The organism is Streptococcus sp. 'group B', assembly GCF_002073795.1.
Taxonomy (GTDB): domain Bacteria; phylum Bacillota; class Bacilli; order Lactobacillales; family Streptococcaceae; genus Streptococcus; species Streptococcus agalactiae.
The window spans coordinates 2,017,953-2,036,556 of sequence record NZ_CP020432.1 but is presented as its reverse complement, the minus strand read 5'-3'; the positions used below and the strand labels follow the sequence as shown (position 1 = coordinate 2,036,556).

18 protein-coding genes are annotated in these 18,604 nt (G+C 36.4%); 17 read left to right on the top strand and 1 reads right to left on the bottom strand.

Going from position 1 to position 18,604, the window contains the following annotated elements; genetic code table 11:
- The first annotated feature begins 342 nt into the window (after positions 1 to 342).
- Positions 343 to 1,635 (top strand): adenylosuccinate synthase, encoded by a 1,293-nt coding sequence (locus A6J68_RS10670; protein WP_000205037.1) that lies wholly within the window; start codon positions 343 to 345, stop codon positions 1,633 to 1,635.
- Between the two features lie 22 nt (positions 1,636 to 1,657).
- On the opposite strand, the gene A6J68_RS11525 is transcribed toward A6J68_RS10670, so the two are convergent.
- The gene (locus tag A6J68_RS11525; protein ID WP_000600816.1) at positions 1,658 to 1,951 is read right to left on the bottom strand and encodes a hypothetical protein; all 294 of its coding nucleotides are present in this window, start codon (positions 1,949 to 1,951) and stop codon (positions 1,658 to 1,660) included.
- A gap of 338 nt (positions 1,952 to 2,289) precedes the next feature.
- On the opposite strand from A6J68_RS11525, the gene A6J68_RS10660 reads away from it, so the two are divergent.
- The 16 genes from A6J68_RS10660 to A6J68_RS10585 all read left to right on the top strand — a co-directional run bounded on the left by A6J68_RS10660 (position 2,290) and on the right by A6J68_RS10585 (position 18,437).
- Positions 2,290 to 2,907: a phosphate-starvation-inducible PsiE family protein gene (locus tag A6J68_RS10660; RefSeq protein ID WP_001224526.1), complete on the top strand. Its 618-nt coding sequence runs from the start codon at positions 2,290 to 2,292 to the stop codon at positions 2,905 to 2,907.
- Between the two features lie 167 nt (positions 2,908 to 3,074).
- Positions 3,075 to 4,514, top strand: coding sequence for a PTS sugar transporter subunit IIC (locus A6J68_RS10655; protein ID WP_000427086.1), 1,440 nt, complete (start codon positions 3,075 to 3,077; stop codon positions 4,512 to 4,514).
- A 27-nt stretch (positions 4,515 to 4,541) separates the two neighbouring features.
- On the top strand, positions 4,542 to 4,820 hold the full coding sequence (locus A6J68_RS10650) for a PTS sugar transporter subunit IIB (RefSeq protein ID WP_000241475.1): 279 nt from the start codon (positions 4,542 to 4,544) through the stop codon (positions 4,818 to 4,820).
- A gap of 66 nt (positions 4,821 to 4,886) precedes the next feature.
- On the top strand, positions 4,887 to 5,372 hold the full coding sequence (locus A6J68_RS10645) for a PTS sugar transporter subunit IIA (RefSeq protein WP_001049921.1): 486 nt from the start codon (positions 4,887 to 4,889) through the stop codon (positions 5,370 to 5,372).
- A 112-nt stretch (positions 5,373 to 5,484) separates the two neighbouring features.
- Positions 5,485 to 6,150, top strand: coding sequence for a 3-keto-L-gulonate-6-phosphate decarboxylase UlaD (locus A6J68_RS10640; RefSeq protein WP_000166859.1), 666 nt, complete (start codon positions 5,485 to 5,487; stop codon positions 6,148 to 6,150).
- 3 nt (positions 6,151 to 6,153) lie between these two features.
- Positions 6,154 to 7,017 carry an L-ribulose-5-phosphate 3-epimerase gene (locus A6J68_RS10635; RefSeq protein WP_000197816.1) on the top strand — a complete coding sequence of 288 codons (864 nt, stop codon included), beginning with the start codon at positions 6,154 to 6,156 and terminating at the stop codon, positions 7,015 to 7,017.
- 1 nt (position 7,018) lies between these two features.
- Positions 7,019 to 7,735 carry an L-ribulose-5-phosphate 4-epimerase gene (locus tag A6J68_RS10630; protein ID WP_001129980.1) on the top strand — a complete coding sequence of 239 codons (717 nt, stop codon included), beginning with the start codon at positions 7,019 to 7,021 and terminating at the stop codon, positions 7,733 to 7,735.
- A gap of 10 nt (positions 7,736 to 7,745) precedes the next feature.
- Positions 7,746 to 8,393 (top strand): fructose-6-phosphate aldolase, encoded by a 648-nt coding sequence (gene fsa, locus A6J68_RS10625; protein ID WP_000873297.1) that lies wholly within the window; start codon positions 7,746 to 7,748, stop codon positions 8,391 to 8,393.
- Between the two features lie 162 nt (positions 8,394 to 8,555).
- Positions 8,556 to 9,539 (top strand): LacI family DNA-binding transcriptional regulator, encoded by a 984-nt coding sequence (locus tag A6J68_RS10620; RefSeq protein WP_000462141.1) that lies wholly within the window; start codon positions 8,556 to 8,558, stop codon positions 9,537 to 9,539.
- Between the two features lie 234 nt (positions 9,540 to 9,773).
- Positions 9,774 to 10,793, top strand: a complete 1,020-nt coding sequence (locus tag A6J68_RS10615; protein WP_000700540.1) for a hypothetical protein — start codon at positions 9,774 to 9,776, stop codon at positions 10,791 to 10,793.
- A gap of 18 nt (positions 10,794 to 10,811) precedes the next feature.
- Entirely contained in the window at positions 10,812 to 11,768 is a 957-nt protein-coding gene (locus tag A6J68_RS10610) for an NAD(P)-dependent oxidoreductase (protein WP_000358400.1), read from the top strand.
- A gap of 97 nt (positions 11,769 to 11,865) precedes the next feature.
- Complete coding sequence (locus A6J68_RS10605; protein WP_070469386.1) at positions 11,866 to 13,317, top strand: PTS galactitol transporter subunit IIC; 1,452 nt, start codon at positions 11,866 to 11,868, stop codon at positions 13,315 to 13,317.
- Positions 13,318 to 13,338: 21 nt separating this feature from the next.
- Positions 13,339 to 14,328, top strand: a complete 990-nt coding sequence (locus A6J68_RS10600; RefSeq protein WP_000717734.1) for an amidohydrolase family protein — start codon at positions 13,339 to 13,341, stop codon at positions 14,326 to 14,328.
- Between the two features lie 65 nt (positions 14,329 to 14,393).
- Entirely contained in the window at positions 14,394 to 15,911 is a 1,518-nt protein-coding gene (locus A6J68_RS10595) for an FGGY-family carbohydrate kinase (protein ID WP_000222910.1), read from the top strand.
- A 19-nt stretch (positions 15,912 to 15,930) separates the two neighbouring features.
- Positions 15,931 to 16,692 (top strand): hypothetical protein, encoded by a 762-nt coding sequence (locus A6J68_RS10590; RefSeq protein ID WP_000806822.1) that lies wholly within the window; start codon positions 15,931 to 15,933, stop codon positions 16,690 to 16,692.
- A 65-nt stretch (positions 16,693 to 16,757) separates the two neighbouring features.
- Positions 16,758 to 18,437: a BglG family transcription antiterminator gene (locus A6J68_RS10585; protein WP_000584678.1), complete on the top strand. Its 1,680-nt coding sequence runs from the start codon at positions 16,758 to 16,760 to the stop codon at positions 18,435 to 18,437.
- Positions 18,438 to 18,604 lie beyond the last annotated feature (167 nt).

Sequence of the window (18,604 nt, the reverse complement as noted above, 5' to 3'; positions counted from 1 at the left end):
ATCATTAATATAGATATGATATCTGACTTGTGATAACTGTTATTGATAATTTAAAATTCAACGACTCTAATAAAAAGATTGTTGAATTTTTTTATTGTTAAGAATGCTGGTATCAGTAAATTTCAAGATTTCTTTATCAACTATAATGTTAGTTTTTTACCGTTTTTTTACACTTCTAATAATTATTTTTTTCTTTTTTTCCGATAATATTTGAGGAATTTGGCAAAAAAAACATTTTTTGCTATAATAAGGTGTCAGACAAACTCGCAGGTGAAATTCCTGCCATGTTTTTCCAGAAAGGATTGGGGAGTCCCAAAAAGGCTCACTCAGTGTTAAATAAATATGACTTCAGTTGTTGTAGTAGGTACCCAATGGGGTGACGAAGGTAAAGGTAAAATTACAGATTTTTTATCTGCTGACGCAGAAGTAATTGCACGTTATCAAGGTGGTGATAACGCTGGGCATACTATCGTTATTGATAACAAAAAATTTAAACTTCATTTAATTCCTTCAGGAATTTTCTTCAAAGAAAAAATTTCTGTCATTGGTAATGGTGTTGTCGTTAATCCGAAATCATTAGTTAAAGAGTTAGCTTATCTTCACGGAGAAGGTGTAACAACGGATAACCTTCGTATTTCAGATCGTGCGCATGTTATCTTGCCATACCACATCAAGCTTGACCAACTACAAGAAGATGCTAAAGGTGATAATAAAATTGGAACAACCATCAAAGGAATTGGGCCAGCTTACATGGACAAGGCTGCGCGTGTCGGTATCCGTATTGCTGACCTTCTTGATAGAGAAGTTTTTGCTGAGCGTTTGAAAATTAATTTAGCTGAGAAAAATCGTTTATTTGAAAAAATGTATGACAGTACACCTCTTGAATTTGATGATATTTTCGAAGAATATTATGAATATGGTCAACAAATTAAGCAATATGTGACTGATACATCCGTTATCTTAAATGATGCTCTTGATGCCGGTAAACGTGTTCTTTTTGAAGGAGCACAAGGAGTTATGCTCGACATTGATCAAGGAACATACCCATTTGTAACATCTTCCAATCCAGTAGCAGGTGGTGTCACAATTGGTTCGGGAGTTGGACCAAGTAAAATTAATAAAGTGGTAGGTGTATGTAAAGCTTACACTAGCCGTGTTGGCGATGGACCATTCCCAACAGAACTTTTTGATGAGGTTGGTGACCGTATTCGTGAGATTGGTAAAGAGTATGGTACAACGACTGGTCGTCCTCGTCGCGTTGGATGGTTTGATTCTGTTGTTATGCGTCACAGCCGTCGAGTATCAGGTATTACTAACCTCTCTCTGAATTCAATTGATGTTCTTTCAGGGCTTGATACGGTGAAAATTTGTGTGGCTTATGACCTTGATGGGAAACGTATTGACTATTACCCAGCAAGCCTTGAACAGCTAAAACGTTGTAAACCAATCTATGAAGAATTACCGGGCTGGTCTGAAGATATTACAGCTTGCCGTAGCTTAGATGATCTTCCAGAAAATGCACGTAATTACGTTCGCCGTGTTGGCGAATTGGTTGGTGTTCGTATTTCTACTTTCTCAGTAGGGCCTGGTCGTGAACAAACAAACATTCTTGAGTCTGTTTGGTCAAATATTTAATATTAAAAATCTGACTGTACAGTCAGACTTTTTGATGTTTACTTTTTCTTTTTAATAGATAGATACTAATAAGACTTAAGGACTTCCCAGAAATCAATAAAACTACTATAATTGATAAAAAAAGAAGTGAATTGATATTGTGAATCAAAGTATGTAATAATACTAGCGATACAACTGTTAGAATACTACCAGTCATCAATAAGCGTTCCAGAGGATAGTAGCCATGTTGCTTATGCATTTCTAATTTTAATAGTAGACCAGCTGACAATTCTGCTAGGAAGCAAATAGGTAGAGCTATCAAATTAATAAGAATCATAGACCAACCAAATCCTTGACCATAACCTATATATGATAGACTATTTTTGGGAATTGTTGACGTGTGAATTATAAAATCAATCGTAAAGATAATGTCTATAAGAAGTAGTAGCGCTAACAGATAATGTAGTAAGAAGATTGTTCTTAACCGTTTATTAATCAATATTTCATTTCCTCCTACTTATTTACCAATAAGCTTATTATATCATAATGTATAATCAAACATTCGTTAGTACTGATTAAAAGGTTTATGGAGGGGCGGTTACTATTGTTTCATTGAATTAGTAACTTTAACGACGAAATGTTATAATGTTATTAGTTTATAAAAGAGGAGATTGTATGCGTAAATTTTTCCAAGATGTTATTGTAGAGGTGGCTTATTATTTAGAGATTGCTTTGTCAGTTATTCTGGCAACAGCTATTATTTTCTTTAGTTTAGCACTCTTTCATGATTTGTTTAGCATGTTGTCTGTTGATCAAAATGTTGATAAGTTGTTCCAGACTTTCCTTGCTCGCGCCATGACAATAGCAGTCGGGATTGAGTTGATCAAAATGTTTTCAAAACCTTCCCCTGATACTTTAATTGAAGTGTTATTGTTTGCCTTAGCTCGTCAACTTGTAATTGAACATGGTAGTGTTTCAGATTACCTTATGGGGATTGCTTCAGTTGCTATTTTGTTTGCTGTTCGTAAATATCTTTTCACCCATTTTGATGAGTCAAGCAACATTGTTTTACGTGCTAATAACAAAGTCAAAAAAGCTAATATTTTAGCTAGGGTTCAACTACCTTGTCAACCCAATGAAACTTTAGGAGACTTACTTGTTCGTCATTTAAATGATGAGGAAAAGGACGTTGCTATTGGTTCAGTAGTCTATATTAATAACGTTGCATTGCGTGTTGATAGTATGCACGATGGTCTTGTGACGCGTGTAGAAATCATTAGGAGTCTACATTAAAAAATATAAAAAATCATGTATCTTAGGATACATGATTTTTTTGTAAATTAGGTTCAGCACAATTTTGCACACTTAAGTGTGTACTTCTTGGTCTTTTTTAAAACGCTTACAAAAAATATAATAAAGATACAAAAAAACATTACTTAAATAAAGAGAGGTCTTTAGTTATGGAAAACTTCCTAGCTCCCCTTAATTGGTTCTCGCAAAATATCTTGCAGAATCCAGCCTTCTTCGTAGGTCTGTTGGTACTCATTGGGTATCTTTTATTGAAGAAACCACTTCATGATGTCTTTGCTGGTTTTATCAAAGCGACCGTTGGATATTTGATTTTGAACGTAGGTGCAGGAGGATTGGTTAATACATTCCGTCCAATCTTAGTTGCTCTTGCTAAAAAATTTCATTTAGAAGCTGCTGTTATTGACCCTTACTTTGGTTTAGCATCAGCAAATGCTAAGTTAGAAACAATGGGCTTTATCAGTGTTGCAACAACAGCACTCTTGATTGGTTTTGGGATTAACATTCTCTTGGTTGCTCTTCGTAAAGTAACTAAAGTCCGTACTCTTTTTATTACTGGTCATATCATGGTACAACAAGCTGCAACAATTTCAGTATTTGTACTGCTCTTGATTCCACAACTTCGTAATGGTTTTGGTGCATGGGCTGTTGGTATCATTTGTGGTCTATATTGGGCGGTAAGTTCTAATATGACCGTTGAAGCAACTCAACGCCTTACAGGTGGTGGCGGATTTGCCATCGGACATCAACAACAATTTGCAATTTGGTTTGTTGATAAAGTTGCGCCATTTTTCGGTAAAAAAGAAGAAAATCTTGATAACTTAAAATTACCAACATTCTTAAATATTTTCCATGATACAGTTGTTGCATCAGCAACATTGATGCTAGTTTTCTTTGGAGGAATCTTAGCTGTCCTTGGTCCAGACATTATGTCTAATGTTAAATTAATCGGACCTGGTGCATTTGTACCAACTAAGCAAGCTTTCTTCATGTACATCCTTCAAACATCATTGACATTCTCAGTTTACCTTTTCATTTTGATGCAAGGTGTACGCATGTTCGTTACAGAATTGACAAATGCCTTCCAAGGTATCTCAAACAAACTTCTTCCAGGATCATTCCCAGCGGTTGACGTTGCAGCTTCATATGGTTTTGGTTCTTCAAATGCAGTTCTTTCAGGATTTGCTTTTGGTTTGATTGGTCAATTAATTACAATCGCTCTACTTGTTGTCTTCAAAAATCCAATCTTGATTATCACAGGATTCGTTCCAGTATTCTTTGATAATGCGGCAATCGCTGTTTATGCAGATAAACGTGGTGGCTGGAAAGCAGCAGTAGCTCTATCATTTATCTCAGGTATTATTCAGGTGGCACTTGGTGCTGTTGCTGTAGGTCTTTTAGGACTTGCAGGTGGTTATCATGGAAATATCGACTTTGAATTCCCATGGTTAGCATTTGGTTACATCTTCAAGTATTTAGGTATTGCTGGTTACGTGATTGTATGTCTCTTCTTCTTAGCTATTCCACAACTTCAATTTATGAAATCTAAAGATAAAGAAGCATACTATCGTGGTGATGCGCCTGCAGAATAATAGAAATTTATAACGGAGGAAATAAAAATGGTTAAAGTTCTTACAGCATGCGGAAACGGCATGGGATCATCAATGGTTATCAAAATGAAAGTTGAAAATGCGCTTCGTCAATTAGGCGTTAGCAACTTTGAGTCAGCATCTTGCTCAGTCGGAGAAGCAAAAGGTTTAGCTGCGAACTATGATATCGTGGTTGCTTCAAACCACCTTATCCATGAATTAGACGGACGTACAAAAGGTCATTTAGTAGGTCTTGACAACCTTATGGATGACAATGAAATAAAAACAAAACTACAAGAAATTTTGTAAGTTAATAGACAAAGGGAGTGAGACAAAAGTTTCTCTCCCATATCTTTAGACTTTTAAGGAGAAATCATGAATTTAAAACAAGCCTTTATCGAAAATGACTCAATTCGTCTTAAATTATCTGCAAGCGATTGGAAAGAAGCAATCAAATTATCAATTGATCCATTAATTGAAAGTGGTGCTGTTGATGCAGAATATTACGATGCCATTATTGAATCTACAGAGGAATTTGGTCCGTACTACATTCTTATGCCGGGTATGGCGATGCCTCATGCTCGTCCAGAAGCAGGCGTAAAACGTGATGCATTTTCATTAATTACATTAACAGAGCCAGTAGTCTTTCCAGATGGCAAAGAAGTCTCAGTATTGTTAGCACTTGCTGCAACAAGTTCAGCTATTCATACTTCTGTTGCTATCCCTCAAATTATTGCCCTTTTTGAATTGGAAAATTCAATTCAGCGCTTGACGGAATGCCAAGAAGCAAAAGAAGTCCTTGCAATGGTAGAGGAATCAAAAAACAGCCCATATTTAGAAGGTTTAGATTTAGAAAGCTAATCAATAAACTGATATTAATAGAAAGGATAGGACTTATAAAAAATCTCTGTGATAAGAAACTCTTTGCCACAAATAAAGTGAGTATTTTTATCAGGTCCTTAGAATAAACAACATGACAAAACGTTTACCAAATTTACAAGTTGCACTTGACCACTCAGATTTACAAGGAGCTATCAAAGCTGCCGTATCAGTAGGACATGAAGTTGATGTTATTGAAGCTGGAACTGTTTGCCTTCTTCAAGTAGGTAGTGAATTAGTTGAGGTCCTTCGCAGTCTCTTCCCTGACAAAATAATTGTTGCTGATACAAAATGTGCTGATGCTGGTGGGACTGTTGCTAAAAATAATGCTGTTCGCGGTGCAGACTGGATGACTTGTATCTGTTGTGCTACTATTCCAACAATGGAAGCAGCCTTAAAAGCTATCAAAGAAGAACGCGGCGATCGTGGAGAAATTCAAATCGAACTATATGGTGATTGGACTTATGAGCAAGCGCAACAATGGTTGGATGCAGGTATTTCACAAGCCATTTATCACCAATCTCGTGATGCGCTTCTTGCTGGCGAAACATGGGGAGAAAAAGATCTTAATAAGGTTAAAAAATTGATTGATATGGGCTTCCGAGTTTCTGTAACTGGTGGTTTATCAACTGATACTCTTCAATTATTTGAAGGTGTTGATGTCTTTACTTTTATTGCGGGTCGTGGTATTACAGAGGCAGATGATCCAGCCGCAGCAGCACGTGCATTTAAGGATGAAATTAAACGTATTTGGGGGTAATGTATGACACGTCCAATAGGAATTTACGAGAAGGCAACACCAAAACATTTTAACTGGTTAGAACGCCTACAATTTGCTAAAGAATTGGGATTTGATTTTGTAGAATTATCCATTGATGAGTCAGATGAACGTTTGGCACGTTTGGAGTGGTCAAAAGAAGAACGCCTTGAGTTGGTCAAAGCTATTTTTGAGACAGGAGTTCGTGTTCCAACAATTACATTTAGTGGTCATCGTCGTTTCCCAATGGGATCTAATGATCCTGAGAAAGAAGCGCGTGCGATGGATATGATGAAAAAATGTATCGTCTTTGCTCAAGATATTGGTATTCGTAATATTCAATTAGCAGGATATGATGTGTACTATGAAGAAAAATCTCCAGAGACACGTGCACGCTTTATTAAGAATCTTCGTCAAGCTTGTACTTGGGCCGAAGAAGCACAAGTTATTCTGTCTATTGAGATTATGGATGACCCATTTATGAATTCCATTGAGAAATATTTGGCTGTGGAAAAAGAGATTGATTCTCCTTATCTCTTTGTCTACCCAGATACTGGAAATGTATCAGCATGGCATAATGATCTTTGGAGTGAATTTTATAATGGACATCGCTCAATTGCAGCGCTTCATATTAAAGATACCTATGCTGTTACCGAAACGTCTAAAGGTCAATTCCGTGATGTTCCATTTGGTCAAGGGTGTGTTGATTGGGAAGAAATGTTTGCTGTCATTAAGAAAACAAATTATAATGGTCCATTCTTGATTGAAATGTGGTCGGAGAACTGTGAGACTGTAGAGGAAACACGTGCAGCCATTAAAGAGGCGCAAGATTTTCTTTACCCATTAATGGAGAAAGCAGGAGTGAAATAATATGGCAAAATCATTGCAAGAAATGCGTGAACGCGTGTGTGAAGCTAATAAATCACTACCAGTTCATGGTTTAGTTAAATTTACTTGGGGTAACGTTTCTGAAGTTGACCGCGAAGCAGGATTGATTGTTATCAAACCTTCAGGAGTTGACTATGACCAATTGACACCTGAAAATATGGTTGTCACAGACTTAGAGGGAAATATAGTGGAGGGGGATTTGAATCCATCATCTGATCTTCCAACTCATGTTCAACTTTATAAAGCATGGCCAGAAGTCGGTGGTATTGTTCATACTCATTCAACAGAAGCAGTTGGCTGGGCACAAGCGGGTCGCGATATTCCATTTTATGGAACAACACATGCAGATTATTTTTATGGGCCAGTACCATGTGCTAGGTCACTTAGTGAAGATGAAGTTAACACTGCTTATGAAAAAGAAACAGGTAGTGTTATTATAGAGGAATTTGAACGTCGGAATTTAGATCCAATGGCTGTTCCTGGTATTGTTGTACGTAATCATGGACCATTTACTTGGGGGAAAGATCCAGCACAAGCAGTTTATCACTCAGTCGTTCTTGAAGAAGTTGCCAAGATGAATCGTTTCACTGAACAAATTAATCCACGTGTTGAACCAGCTCCAAAATATATTATGGATAAACACTATTTACGTAAGCATGGACCAAATGCTTATTATGGTCAAAAAGGACAAGAACATTAAGGAGAATAATATGAAATACTTTTTAGATACTGCCGATGTTTCTGAAATTCGTCGTCTTAATCGTTTAGGAATCGTTGATGGTGTTACTACCAATCCTACTATTATTTCACGTGAGGGGCGTGACTTTAAAGAAGTTATTAACGAAATTTGCCAAATCGTTGATGGTCCAGTTAGTGCAGAAGTGACAGGTTTAACTTGTGATGAAATGGTTACCGAAGCTAGAGAAATCGCTAAGTGGTCACCAAATGTTGTTGTTAAAATTCCAATGACTGAAGAAGGTTTAGCAGCAGTTTCACAATTATCAAAAGAAGGTATAAAGACAAATGTGACATTAATATTTACTGTGGCTCAAGGGCTTTCGGCAATGAAAGCTGGTGCAACCTTTATTAGTCCTTTTGTGGGTCGTCTTGAAGATATTGGAACAGATGCTTATGCTTTGATTCGTGACCTTCGTCACATTATTGATTTTTATGGTTTCCAATCTGAGATTATTGCTGCTAGCATTCGTGGATTGGCGCATGTGGAGGGCGTCGCTAAATGCGGTGCGCACATTGCCACTATTCCAGATAAAACATTTGCATCACTATTTACTCACCCGCTTACTGATAAAGGGATTGAAACTTTCTTAAAAGATTGGGATAGTTTCAAGAAGAAGTAGTGTTACGATAAAGCAAACTCTTAATTATACTAGTGAAAGACAAACTTTGATAATGGGTTTGTCTTTTTTATAATCTTCTCCAATAAGAACACTTATTTTCATTTTTCTTATTAAATGATATAATACGGATAAATTAAGTCTAATTAGAATAAGGAAATAGAGATGTTTGAGAAGGTAACCATTAGTGATATTGCAAATTTAGTAGGTGTGTCAAAAGCTACAGTTTCCTATTATCTCAATGGGAACTATAAGAAAATGTCTCTGCAAACGAAAGAAAAAATCCGTTTAGCTATTAAGGAGACTGGTTATCAACCAAGTAAGATTGCTCAAAGTTTAGTTACAAAAAATACCCGTACTATTGGGGTCGTTATTGCTGATATTACCAATCCATTTATTTCGTCTGTGATGAAGGGAATACATGATACTTGTCAACAATTTGGTTACTCGGTTAACTTTACTAACTCGGATAATGATATTGACATTGAGTTGGAAAATTTAAACCGTTTAAATCAGCAAAACGTTTCAGGAATTATTTTAGATTCTGTAGATCCTAATCATTCATTTATAGAAACTTTGAGTAATGATCGTCTTGTCATGGTTGATAGACAAGCTAAAGATATTAAGGTAGATACTGTAGTATCCGACAATAAAGAATCGACTCAAATATTTCTTGAAAAAATGCAAGAAACTGGGTATCATGACATCTATTTTGTCACTTATCCCATTGAAGGGATTTCAACCCGTGAGCTTCGTTACGAAGGTTTTAAAGAAGTGGTCAGTTCAAATCCTGATAAGTTGATTATTATCACTGAAGATGGTAGCACACAGAGAATTCTTGATATTATTGAACATTCAGAGCAAAAACCAGGGTTCTTAATGATGAACGGTCCAACTCTTTTGAATTTTATGAAAAAATTAAATCAATCAACGGTCAGATACCCTGAGGATTATGGTCTTGGGAGTTACGAAGATTTAGAATGGATGCAGGTGCTTACACCAAACGTTTCCTGTATAAAACAGGATTCATATGGCATTGGTTGTCTGGCTGCCCAATGTTTAATTGAAAAAATTAGTCAAGGAAACGAACCAACTACTGCAAGGTTACTAGAAGTAAAAAATCAAATCGTTATTCGTCAATCTTTTTAAAAATGTTTGCGAGAGCAAGCATTTTTTTATAAAAAAGCAAAAAACACTATGTAAACGCTTGCTTTTATAAAAAATGATAGTATAATAGAACTATAAATGAGTTAACCGTTTAACTTAAGAATAGGTAAGCTTTTAACGAACCATCTCTAACTCTCTTAACTCAAATGTTTTTATTTTTTTGCACCATTAGTTAAACGGTTAACTCAAGTTTTATCTTCACCAAAGGAGGATAGAATGAAGATTAATAAATTATTGTCAGACAGACTTGAAGCTTGTTATTCAGTTTGTCGTTTGCAAAATCAAGACTATGATTTTTTATTAGTAGCTTCAGAGGTTGATCAAGCCTGCTTTGCTTATGATTTGAATAGCGATTTAGCAAAAATTGTTGTTTGGGAAGATGTGGGAGGTACCATGAGTATTATTCCAATTCCCGGAACCATGGATTTTTTGGCAACCCAGAAATTTTACCCAGGGTTTAAGGCCAAAGATTGTCAGGTTGTTTATGCAAGTTTTCAAGGAGATCATTGGGACATTTGTAACGCATTTGATTTTCCGTATTTACATCGCTTTGATCTCATTAAAGGTAAAGAAAATCAACTTTACTTTATAGGTTGTACAATTGCTAACAGTAAAGCCTACACTGAGGATTGGAGTGATAAAGGCCGAATTTTTGTTGCTCGTTTTAATACTCAAAACCATACATTGGAAGGATTGCAACAATTGCCTCAAACTTTATTAAAAAATCATGGATACTATGCCATTCAGGATGAAGGATATTCATTGATTACTTCAGTAGAAGGGGTACTCAAACTCACTTATCCAGAATTTTCTACTACAGGCGACTGGCAATTAGAACGGCTTTTCGATGAGGAGACAAGCGATGTGGTGAAAGTGGATATTAATCAGGATGGTAAGGATGAGTATGTGATCATCCAAGGTTTTCATGGAGATCGTTTACGTATCTTCACTGAAGATTTCGGTCGAGAATTATTCCATTATCCTGAAAAAACCCCATTTGGTCACGCTATTTGGAGTGGTCGTTTACTTAATCAGACTTGTTTCGTATTCGGGTGGCGATCAGAAAAAGCAGAATTAAGGCTTTTTCACTTTGTAGATGGGCACTTGGTTTCAGAATTAGTAGATGCAAAAGCAGCTTCTAGTAATGTCTTAGCTTTTGAAAAAGATGGAAAAGCTTATCTTTTCTCAGCCAATAACGGACGTGGCGAAGTTGCTCTTTATCAATTAGTAAAATAAATTTAAGAAGGAGACAATATGGACAAGAAAAAAATCTTAGTAACGGGTATTGTGCCTAAAGAAGGTCTAAGAAAGCTTATGGACCGATTTGATGTTACTTATTCAGAAGATCGCCCATTTTCACGTGACTATGTGTTAGAGCATTTATCTGAATATGACGGATGGTTACTCATGGGACAAAAAGGTGATAAAGAGATGATTGATGCAGGTGAAAACTTACAAATTATTTCTTTAAATGCGGTTGGTTTTGATCATGTAGATACTGCGTATGCTAAAGAAAAAGGAATTGTAGTCTCTAATTCCCCTCAAGCAGTACGAGTTCCGACAGCGGAAATGACTTTTGCTTTAATTTTAGCTGCCAGTAAGCGCCTTGCATTTTATGATAGTATTGTAAGAAGTGGAGAGTGGATTGATCCGAGCGAACAACGTTATCAAGGTTTGACTTTGCAAGGTTCAACATTAGGTATTTACGGAATGGGACGCATCGGTTTGACAGTCGCAAATTTTGCTAAAGCATTTGGGATGACTGTTGTTTACAATGATGTTTATCGACTTCCTGAAGATAAGGAAAAAGAGCTTGGTGTAACCTATCTCGAATTTGATCAGCTTATTGAAACAGCTGATGTCATAACCATCCACGCCCCAGCATTACCATCAACAATCCACAAATTCAATAAAGATGTTTTTGCTAAGATGAAAAATCGAAGCTACTTAATCAACGCTGCTAGAGGCCCAATCGTTTCTGAAGAAGCACTTATTGAAGCTCTGAAAGAAGGTGAAATCGCGGGTGCGGGATTAGATGTTTTTGAGAATGAACCACAGGTATCTGAAGGCTTGAGAAGTCTTGATAATGTTATCATGAGTCCACATGCTGGGACAGGTACTATTGAGGGACGTAGAACTTTGGCTGAAGAAGCAGCTGACAACATCATTGCCTTCTTTGATGGCAAGCCACAAAATATTGTCAATAAGTAATTGGCTAGTGAGTGCAGAGCCATCTTTTGAAAAAATGGGACCTCCCATTTTTTTACGGGTAAATGTAAGCGCTTAATAATTTAATAAAGGTGAACTTATGCTAGAAGCTTTACATAAATTCTTTGAAGTTTTTGGTGCAGCAACTGTTGTACCCGCTATGATTTTTATTGTCAGCCTTTTTCTAAAGGTCAATCCAAGGCGAGCTTTCTTTAGCGCCTTACGAGCTGGTGTTGGACTCACTGGCTTTGGTTGGATTATATCAGCTTTTGCTCCTATGGTGACTAAGTATATCCAGCAGATGGTTAAAACTACTGGTCTCCATTTACCAATTGTAGATATTGGTTGGCAGGCTGGTTCTCTCACCGCCTTTTCTTCTGAGATTGGCCTCTCTTTCTTTGTTTTTGGCTTGCTAATTGAATTGGGGCTTTTCTTGCTTGGGATTACCCGAGTATTTGTCCCATCTAATCTTTGGAATAACTTTGGCTATATGATTTGGGGTACAATGGCCTATGCAGCAACAGGTAATTTTATATTGTCTTTCGCATTTATGGTTTTTGTCTTACTCTATTCATTAGTGATGTCAGAAGTATTGGCAGATCGATGGTCGGAGTATTACGGTGTTAAAAATGCAACGATCAACTCGATTCATAATATTGAAACCCTTATTCCAGCTCTTATTCTTGATCCTCTTTGGAACCTACTTGGTGTCAATAAGGTAAAGTTGAATCCAGAATCATTAAAGACTAAGTTAGGGATATTTGGTGAGCCAATGACACTTGGTTTTATACTTGGTGTGATTATTGGTGTATTAGGTAGTTTACGTAACCTTGCAAGTATTGATACTTGGGGAGGTATACTTGGTTTTGCAGTTTCTCTTGCAGCGGTTATGACTATTTTTCCTTTGATTACGGGGGTATTTGCTAGTGCTTTTGCTCCTCTTGCTGAAGCAGTTGAACGCAATAAGAAAAAAGAAAGTCAAGCTGAGCAAGGAGCACTGGATAAAAAACGTTGGTTTATTGCAGTAGATGACGGTGTTGGTTTTGGAGAACCAGCAACTATTATCGCAGGTCTCATTTTAGTACCAATAATGGTTGTTATTTCCTTGATTTTACCTGGAAATGAAGCTTTACCAGTCGTTGACCTTATTGCTATTCCTTTTATGATTGAAGCTATGATAGCTGTGTCAAAAGGAAATATCCTTAAAGCTATTTTGAATGGAATCATATGGTTTTCACTAGGTCTTTATGCTGCTAGTGCCCTAGGTCCAATCTACACAGAAGCTGTTAAGCATTTTGGAACTGCTTTACCAGCAGGGGTAACTTTGATTATGAGCTTTAATCTCCTAGCTCATCCTTTGACAGCTCTAGTCTTCTTTGCTTGGATATCTGGGAATCCACTCTATATTGGTGTGACAGTTATTATCTATCTTGCTTTCTTGTTCTTGCTTCGTACTCGTCGTGAATCTATTTACGCATACCTTAAAACTATGGCTGATAAGAATAGCGGATATGAAGGTAGTTGTGAAAAAATCTTTATTGCTGAAGATTAAAAATCTGTTGGAGGAATACTCATGAAAAAAATTGATGGACATGCTCATATTGTTGATACAATTGCAGGATTTAATGGTAAAGGGCGTCTTAATGCCCTTGGAAACGGTTATGCTATTTGGGATGATGGTGATTTAATTAAGCTCATCCCAGACGAATACGGTGACAAAGCATTTACAGCTGAATCTTTTTTGAAGTATATGGATGCTAATGGTGTAGATAAAGCAGTCATTTTGCAAGGTCATCTTAATGGTTATCAAAATTATTATACGCATTTAGCTATTAAACGTTATCCAGAACGTTTTACAGGCGCATTCTCTGTTGATCCATTTGCAGATAATGCAATGCAAATTGTAAAACGTCATGTTGAAGTCCTTGGTTTTCGAGCTATTAAATTTGAAATTAGTCAAGGAGGGGGTATCCATGGATACCGTGGACAAAAAACGCCTTTCCGTCTTGATACAGACCCACATGTGAGTCGTATTTTGACTTATCTGTTAGACTATCCAGGATTTGTAGTTACAGTTGATTATGGCAATTGGGATCAAATTAGTCACCAACCTGATGCTATTGCTAATTTAGCTCGCCTTTATACGAGTCTCGATTTTGTTGTTTGTCACCTCTCTTTTCCACATGTTGAGCATTCAAATCGATTGCGTGCTGAACTTAATATGTGGAAAAACTTCAACAATATCTATACTGATATTTCAGCTATTCAAGATATTGATGCCCCAGATAGTTTTCCTTTTCCAAAATCAGAACAAAATGTACGTATTGCTAAAGAAGTTCTTGGGGCTAAGCGTATCATTTGGGGAACTGATTCTCCATGGTCAGCGACCTTCAATACTTACGAAGAATTAGCTACTTGGCTAGAGAATGTTGATATTTTCAGTCAAGAGGAACTAGAAGATGTTATGTACAATAATGCTGAGCGTGTTTACTTTAAAGAAGAACATGTAAAGGCTAACAGAGCAGGTATAGATGATACAACCAAAGAGCTCAATCTTTATTAGAAGAGTTTTCAAGGTACAAGAGTTTCTTGTACCTCCTTTTTAAATCAACAATGAGGAGACAAATTATGACTTACTACCTTAGCATTGACTACGGCGGTACAAATACCAAGGCGCTTATTTTTGACAAATTAGGACACCAAATCGCTGTTTCGAGTTTTGAAACTTTAAAAAATGAGGCTCAATCTGGTCATCGTCAAGTAAACCTTGTTAAAACGTGGAATGCTATAACTTCTGCTATTAGAGAGGTTATTCAAATCTCAAAACTCAGCCCTGAGCAGATTAGTGCAGTAGCATGTATTGGACATGGGAAAGGTCTTTATCTGCTAGATAATAAGTTGGAGCCACTTGAACAAGGAATTTTGTCTACAGATAATCGTGCCAAAGATTTGGCGCAATATTTCGAATCTAAACTTGATAATATTTGGGAGTTGACTCGGCAACATATTTTCCCTTCACAAAGTCCAGTTATTTTACGTTGGCTTAAAGATTATCAGCCTGAAACCTATAAATCAATAGGGGCGGTCCTTTCTGCAAAGGACTTTATTCGGTATAAGCTTACAGGAAAAGTACAGCAAGAATATGGTGACGCTTCAGGTAATCATTGGATAAATTTTCAAACAGGAACTTATGATCCAGCTATTTTAGATTTTTTTGGCATTAGAGAGATAGAAAACTCACTTCCTGAACTTATAGATAGTGCAGATTTAGTTCCTGGGGGAATTAGTTCTCAAGCAGCAAAAGAGACTGGTCTTGTAGAAGGAACCCCCGTTGTTGGAGGGCTCTTTGACATCGATGCTTGTGCTCTTGGATCAGGTGTTTTAGAGTCAGATACTTTTAGTGTTATTTCGGGAACTTGGAATATTAATACTTATCCAAGTTTAAAACCAGCAAAGCAAGATAGTGGTCTTATGACTTCCTATTTTCCAGATCGTCGTTATCTCTTAGAGGCAAGTAGCCCTACTTCTGCAGGGAATCTTGATTTTATGTTAAAAATGCTCATGCATCAAGAAATTGATAACGCTAAATCTAGTGGAGGTTCTATCTATGATAATTTAGAAGAATTTCTCACTCATACTGATGCCACACATCATGGACTTATTTTCTTTCCGTTTCTTTACGGTAGTAACACATCACAAGATGCTAGCGCTTGCTTTTTTGGGCTAACAACTAAATCGACGAAATCTCAGATGATACGTGCGGTATATGAAGGTATTGCGTTTGCACATAAGCAGCATATCACTGATTTAATAAAAAGTAGGGGCGGTGTGCCAAAAATAATTCGTTTCTCTGGCGGAGCTACCAACTCACCAGCATGGATGCAAATGTTTTCTGATATCTTAAACCTTCCTATTGAAACAGTAGAAGGCACAGAATTAGGAGGATTAGGAGGAGCTATTTTAGCACGTCATGCTTTAGATAAGATTTCGTTAAAGGAAGCAGTCCAAGATATGGTTCGTGTAAAAGCTATTTATAAACCTCAATTATCCGAAGTAAAGGGGTACGAAAAAAAATATCACGCCTACCAAAAATTATTGGAAACACTGGATCCTATTTGGTCGGAACTCGGTCATCTGAATAAGTAGGGATATCAAAGGAGTTGTTATGAAACAAGAAGATATTATTATCAATAGTATTGTATTCAAAAAACAGTTAGACAAAGGTTTTACACAAGTTCAGCTCATTAAGTTAGTAAAGGATTTAGGATTTTCACGATTTGAGATACGTCAAGAATTGCTTCAAGATCCAGATAGAGAGCTACCCGCTTTAAAAGCAGAGGCTGACTTTTATGATATCAATCTTTACTATAGTGCTAATGAAGACCTTATCAAAGGAGGGAAAGTTAATCCTTATCTTAATAAAGGCCTTAAAGAAGCATCACAGTTAGGAGCTCCTTTCATTAAGCTAAATGTTGGACAAACCAGAAACTTAAGTAAAGAAGAGTTAGAACCTCTTAAAGAGATATTGAAAAGCCAAACTATTGGTATAAAGGTGGAAAATAATCAAGACCCTAAAGCAGCTACAGTGGAGAATTGCCAATATTTTATGACTCTAGTGAAAGAATTACAAATACCAATAAGTTTTGTTTTTGATACTGCTAATTGGGCCTTTATCAACCAAGACCTATACCAAGCGGTAAATAACTTAGCTTGTGATACCACCTACCTTCACTGTAAAAATTTTATACAGGTAGCTGGAAAGCCCCACCTCTCGAAGAGCCTCTTCGAAGGAGAGATTAATCTGACTGATTTGTTAAAGAGTTTCTCTAATTGTGAGTATCTAGCTCTAGAATACCCCACAGAGTTGGAGATATTAAAAAGGGATGTTCAACGTTTAATCTCTATCAGTAATAGTCAAAACTTTTAATGAAAAGGCTTTAAAAAGATGTTATAATAAGTCTGTATGAATTCGAGTAGAAAAGAGGTATATTCTTGATTATTCTCGATAAAAAAAGTTATGACCTCCTCTTTTACCTATTGAAATTAGAGGAACCTGAAACAGTTATGGCAATTGCCAACGCACTTAATCAGTCTAGACGTAAAGTGTATTATCACTTAGAGAAGATAAACGATGCACTGCCTAGCGATGTGCCTCAGATTGTTAGTTATCCACGTGTAGGAATCTTGCTAACAGAAAAACAAAAAGCAGCCTGTCGTCTTTTATTAGATGAAGTGACTGATTATAGTTACGTCATGAAAAGTAGTGAGAGGTTGCAGCTGTCTTTAGTATCTATCGTAGTAGCTAAGGACCGCATAACGATTGATAGGTTGATGCAACTAAACGATGTTTCTCGAAATACTATCTTAAACGATTTAAACGAATTAAGAAGTGAGTTAGCAGAGAAAGAATATAATTTACAGTTACAATCAACAAAATGTCGTGGTTATTTTTTAGATGGTCATCCATTGTCCATTATCCAGTACTTATATAAGCTCTTAGATGATATCTACCATAATGGAAGTAGTAGTTTTATAGACCTTTTTAATCATAAACTGTCTCAAGCTTTTGGTGCCAGCACTTATTTTTCTAAAGAGGTTCTTGATTATTTTCATCATTATCTCTTCATTTCTCAACGAAGTCTAGGTAAGAAAATCAACAGTCAAGATGGTCAGTTTATGATTCAGATTTTGCCTTTTATACTAATGGCTTATCGTAAGATGCGATTAAGTCCTGAAGTACAGACCTCTCTTAATAGTGATTTTAGCTTGGTTTGGCAACGTAAGGAATATGAGATTGCTAAAGAGTTGGCTGATGAGCTGGAAGAAAATTTTCAGTTATCACTGGATGAGATTGAAGTGGGACTAGTAGCCATGCTTATGCTTAGTTTCCGCAAGGACCGTGACAATCATTTAGAGAGCCAGGATTATGATGATATGCGAGCTACTCTAACCAGTTTTTTGAAAGAATTGGAAGAACGATATCACCTTCACTTTGTTCATAAAAAGGACTTACTAAGACAACTTCTTACTCACTGCAAGGCACTCTTATATCGTAAACGTTATGGTATTTTTTCTGTTAATCCTTTAACAGAGCATATTAAAGACAAATATGAAGAACTTTTTGCCATAACCTCGTCTTCTGTAAAGCTTTTAGAGAAAGCTTGGCAAATCAAATTGACCGATGATGATGTAGCATATCTAACGATTCATTTAGGAGGGGAACTTCGTAATAGTCAACAATCTCCTAATAAACTTAAGTTAGTTATTGTATCTGATGAAGGAATAGCGATTCAGAAACTTCTTTTAAAGCAATGTCAACGCTACTTAACAAATAGTGATATAGAAGCTGTTTTTACAACCGAACAGTATCAAAGTGTGAGTGATCTTATGCATGTAGATATGGTTGTCTCTACTAGTGACGCTTTAGAATCTCGTTTTCCGATGTTAGTAGTTCACCCTGTTTTGACAGATGATGATATTATTCGCTTGATTCGCTTTTCTAAAAAAGGTAACTGTGCAAATAGTAATCAATTTACCAATGAACTTGAAAAAACAATTGCTCAATATGTCAAGGAAGATAGTGAACGCTACGTGCTGAAATCTAAGATTGAGAAACTTATTCATCAAGAATTGCTCCAAGACGTCCTTCCCCTTCAAAGTACAGTTTGTTAAAATATAATTTTATGGTAGCCTCTCAGCTTTTCTGAAGACAGAAAAAGAAGCTGGGGCTTTTTTGGTGCTTTTAAACAATGTGCTAGATATTTAATCGCAATGAGTTCCTCTATGACATGATAATTAAAGTTGAGAAAGCTAGTACTTTTAATGGGAGTACTTTTTAT

Coding starts and splice junctions, on each gene's coding strand:
- A6J68_RS10670 (WP_000205037.1), top strand. CDS start 343: ATGACTTCAGTTGTTGTAGTAGGTACCCAATGGGGTGACGAAGGTAAA.
- A6J68_RS11525 (WP_000600816.1), bottom strand. CDS start 1,951: ATGATTCTTATTAATTTGATAGCTCTACCTATTTGCTTCCTAGCAGAA.
- A6J68_RS10660 (WP_001224526.1), top strand. CDS start 2,290: ATGCGTAAATTTTTCCAAGATGTTATTGTAGAGGTGGCTTATTATTTA.
- A6J68_RS10655 (WP_000427086.1), top strand. CDS start 3,075: ATGGAAAACTTCCTAGCTCCCCTTAATTGGTTCTCGCAAAATATCTTG.
- A6J68_RS10650 (WP_000241475.1), top strand. CDS start 4,542: ATGGTTAAAGTTCTTACAGCATGCGGAAACGGCATGGGATCATCAATG.
- A6J68_RS10645 (WP_001049921.1), top strand. CDS start 4,887: ATGAATTTAAAACAAGCCTTTATCGAAAATGACTCAATTCGTCTTAAA.
- A6J68_RS10640 (WP_000166859.1), top strand. CDS start 5,485: ATGACAAAACGTTTACCAAATTTACAAGTTGCACTTGACCACTCAGAT.
- A6J68_RS10635 (WP_000197816.1), top strand. CDS start 6,154: ATGACACGTCCAATAGGAATTTACGAGAAGGCAACACCAAAACATTTT.
- A6J68_RS10630 (WP_001129980.1), top strand. CDS start 7,019: ATGGCAAAATCATTGCAAGAAATGCGTGAACGCGTGTGTGAAGCTAAT.
- fsa (WP_000873297.1), top strand. CDS start 7,746: ATGAAATACTTTTTAGATACTGCCGATGTTTCTGAAATTCGTCGTCTT.
- A6J68_RS10620 (WP_000462141.1), top strand. CDS start 8,556: ATGTTTGAGAAGGTAACCATTAGTGATATTGCAAATTTAGTAGGTGTG.
- A6J68_RS10615 (WP_000700540.1), top strand. CDS start 9,774: ATGAAGATTAATAAATTATTGTCAGACAGACTTGAAGCTTGTTATTCA.
- A6J68_RS10610 (WP_000358400.1), top strand. CDS start 10,812: ATGGACAAGAAAAAAATCTTAGTAACGGGTATTGTGCCTAAAGAAGGT.
- A6J68_RS10605 (WP_070469386.1), top strand. CDS start 11,866: ATGCTAGAAGCTTTACATAAATTCTTTGAAGTTTTTGGTGCAGCAACT.
- A6J68_RS10600 (WP_000717734.1), top strand. CDS start 13,339: ATGAAAAAAATTGATGGACATGCTCATATTGTTGATACAATTGCAGGA.
- A6J68_RS10595 (WP_000222910.1), top strand. CDS start 14,394: ATGACTTACTACCTTAGCATTGACTACGGCGGTACAAATACCAAGGCG.
- A6J68_RS10590 (WP_000806822.1), top strand. CDS start 15,931: ATGAAACAAGAAGATATTATTATCAATAGTATTGTATTCAAAAAACAG.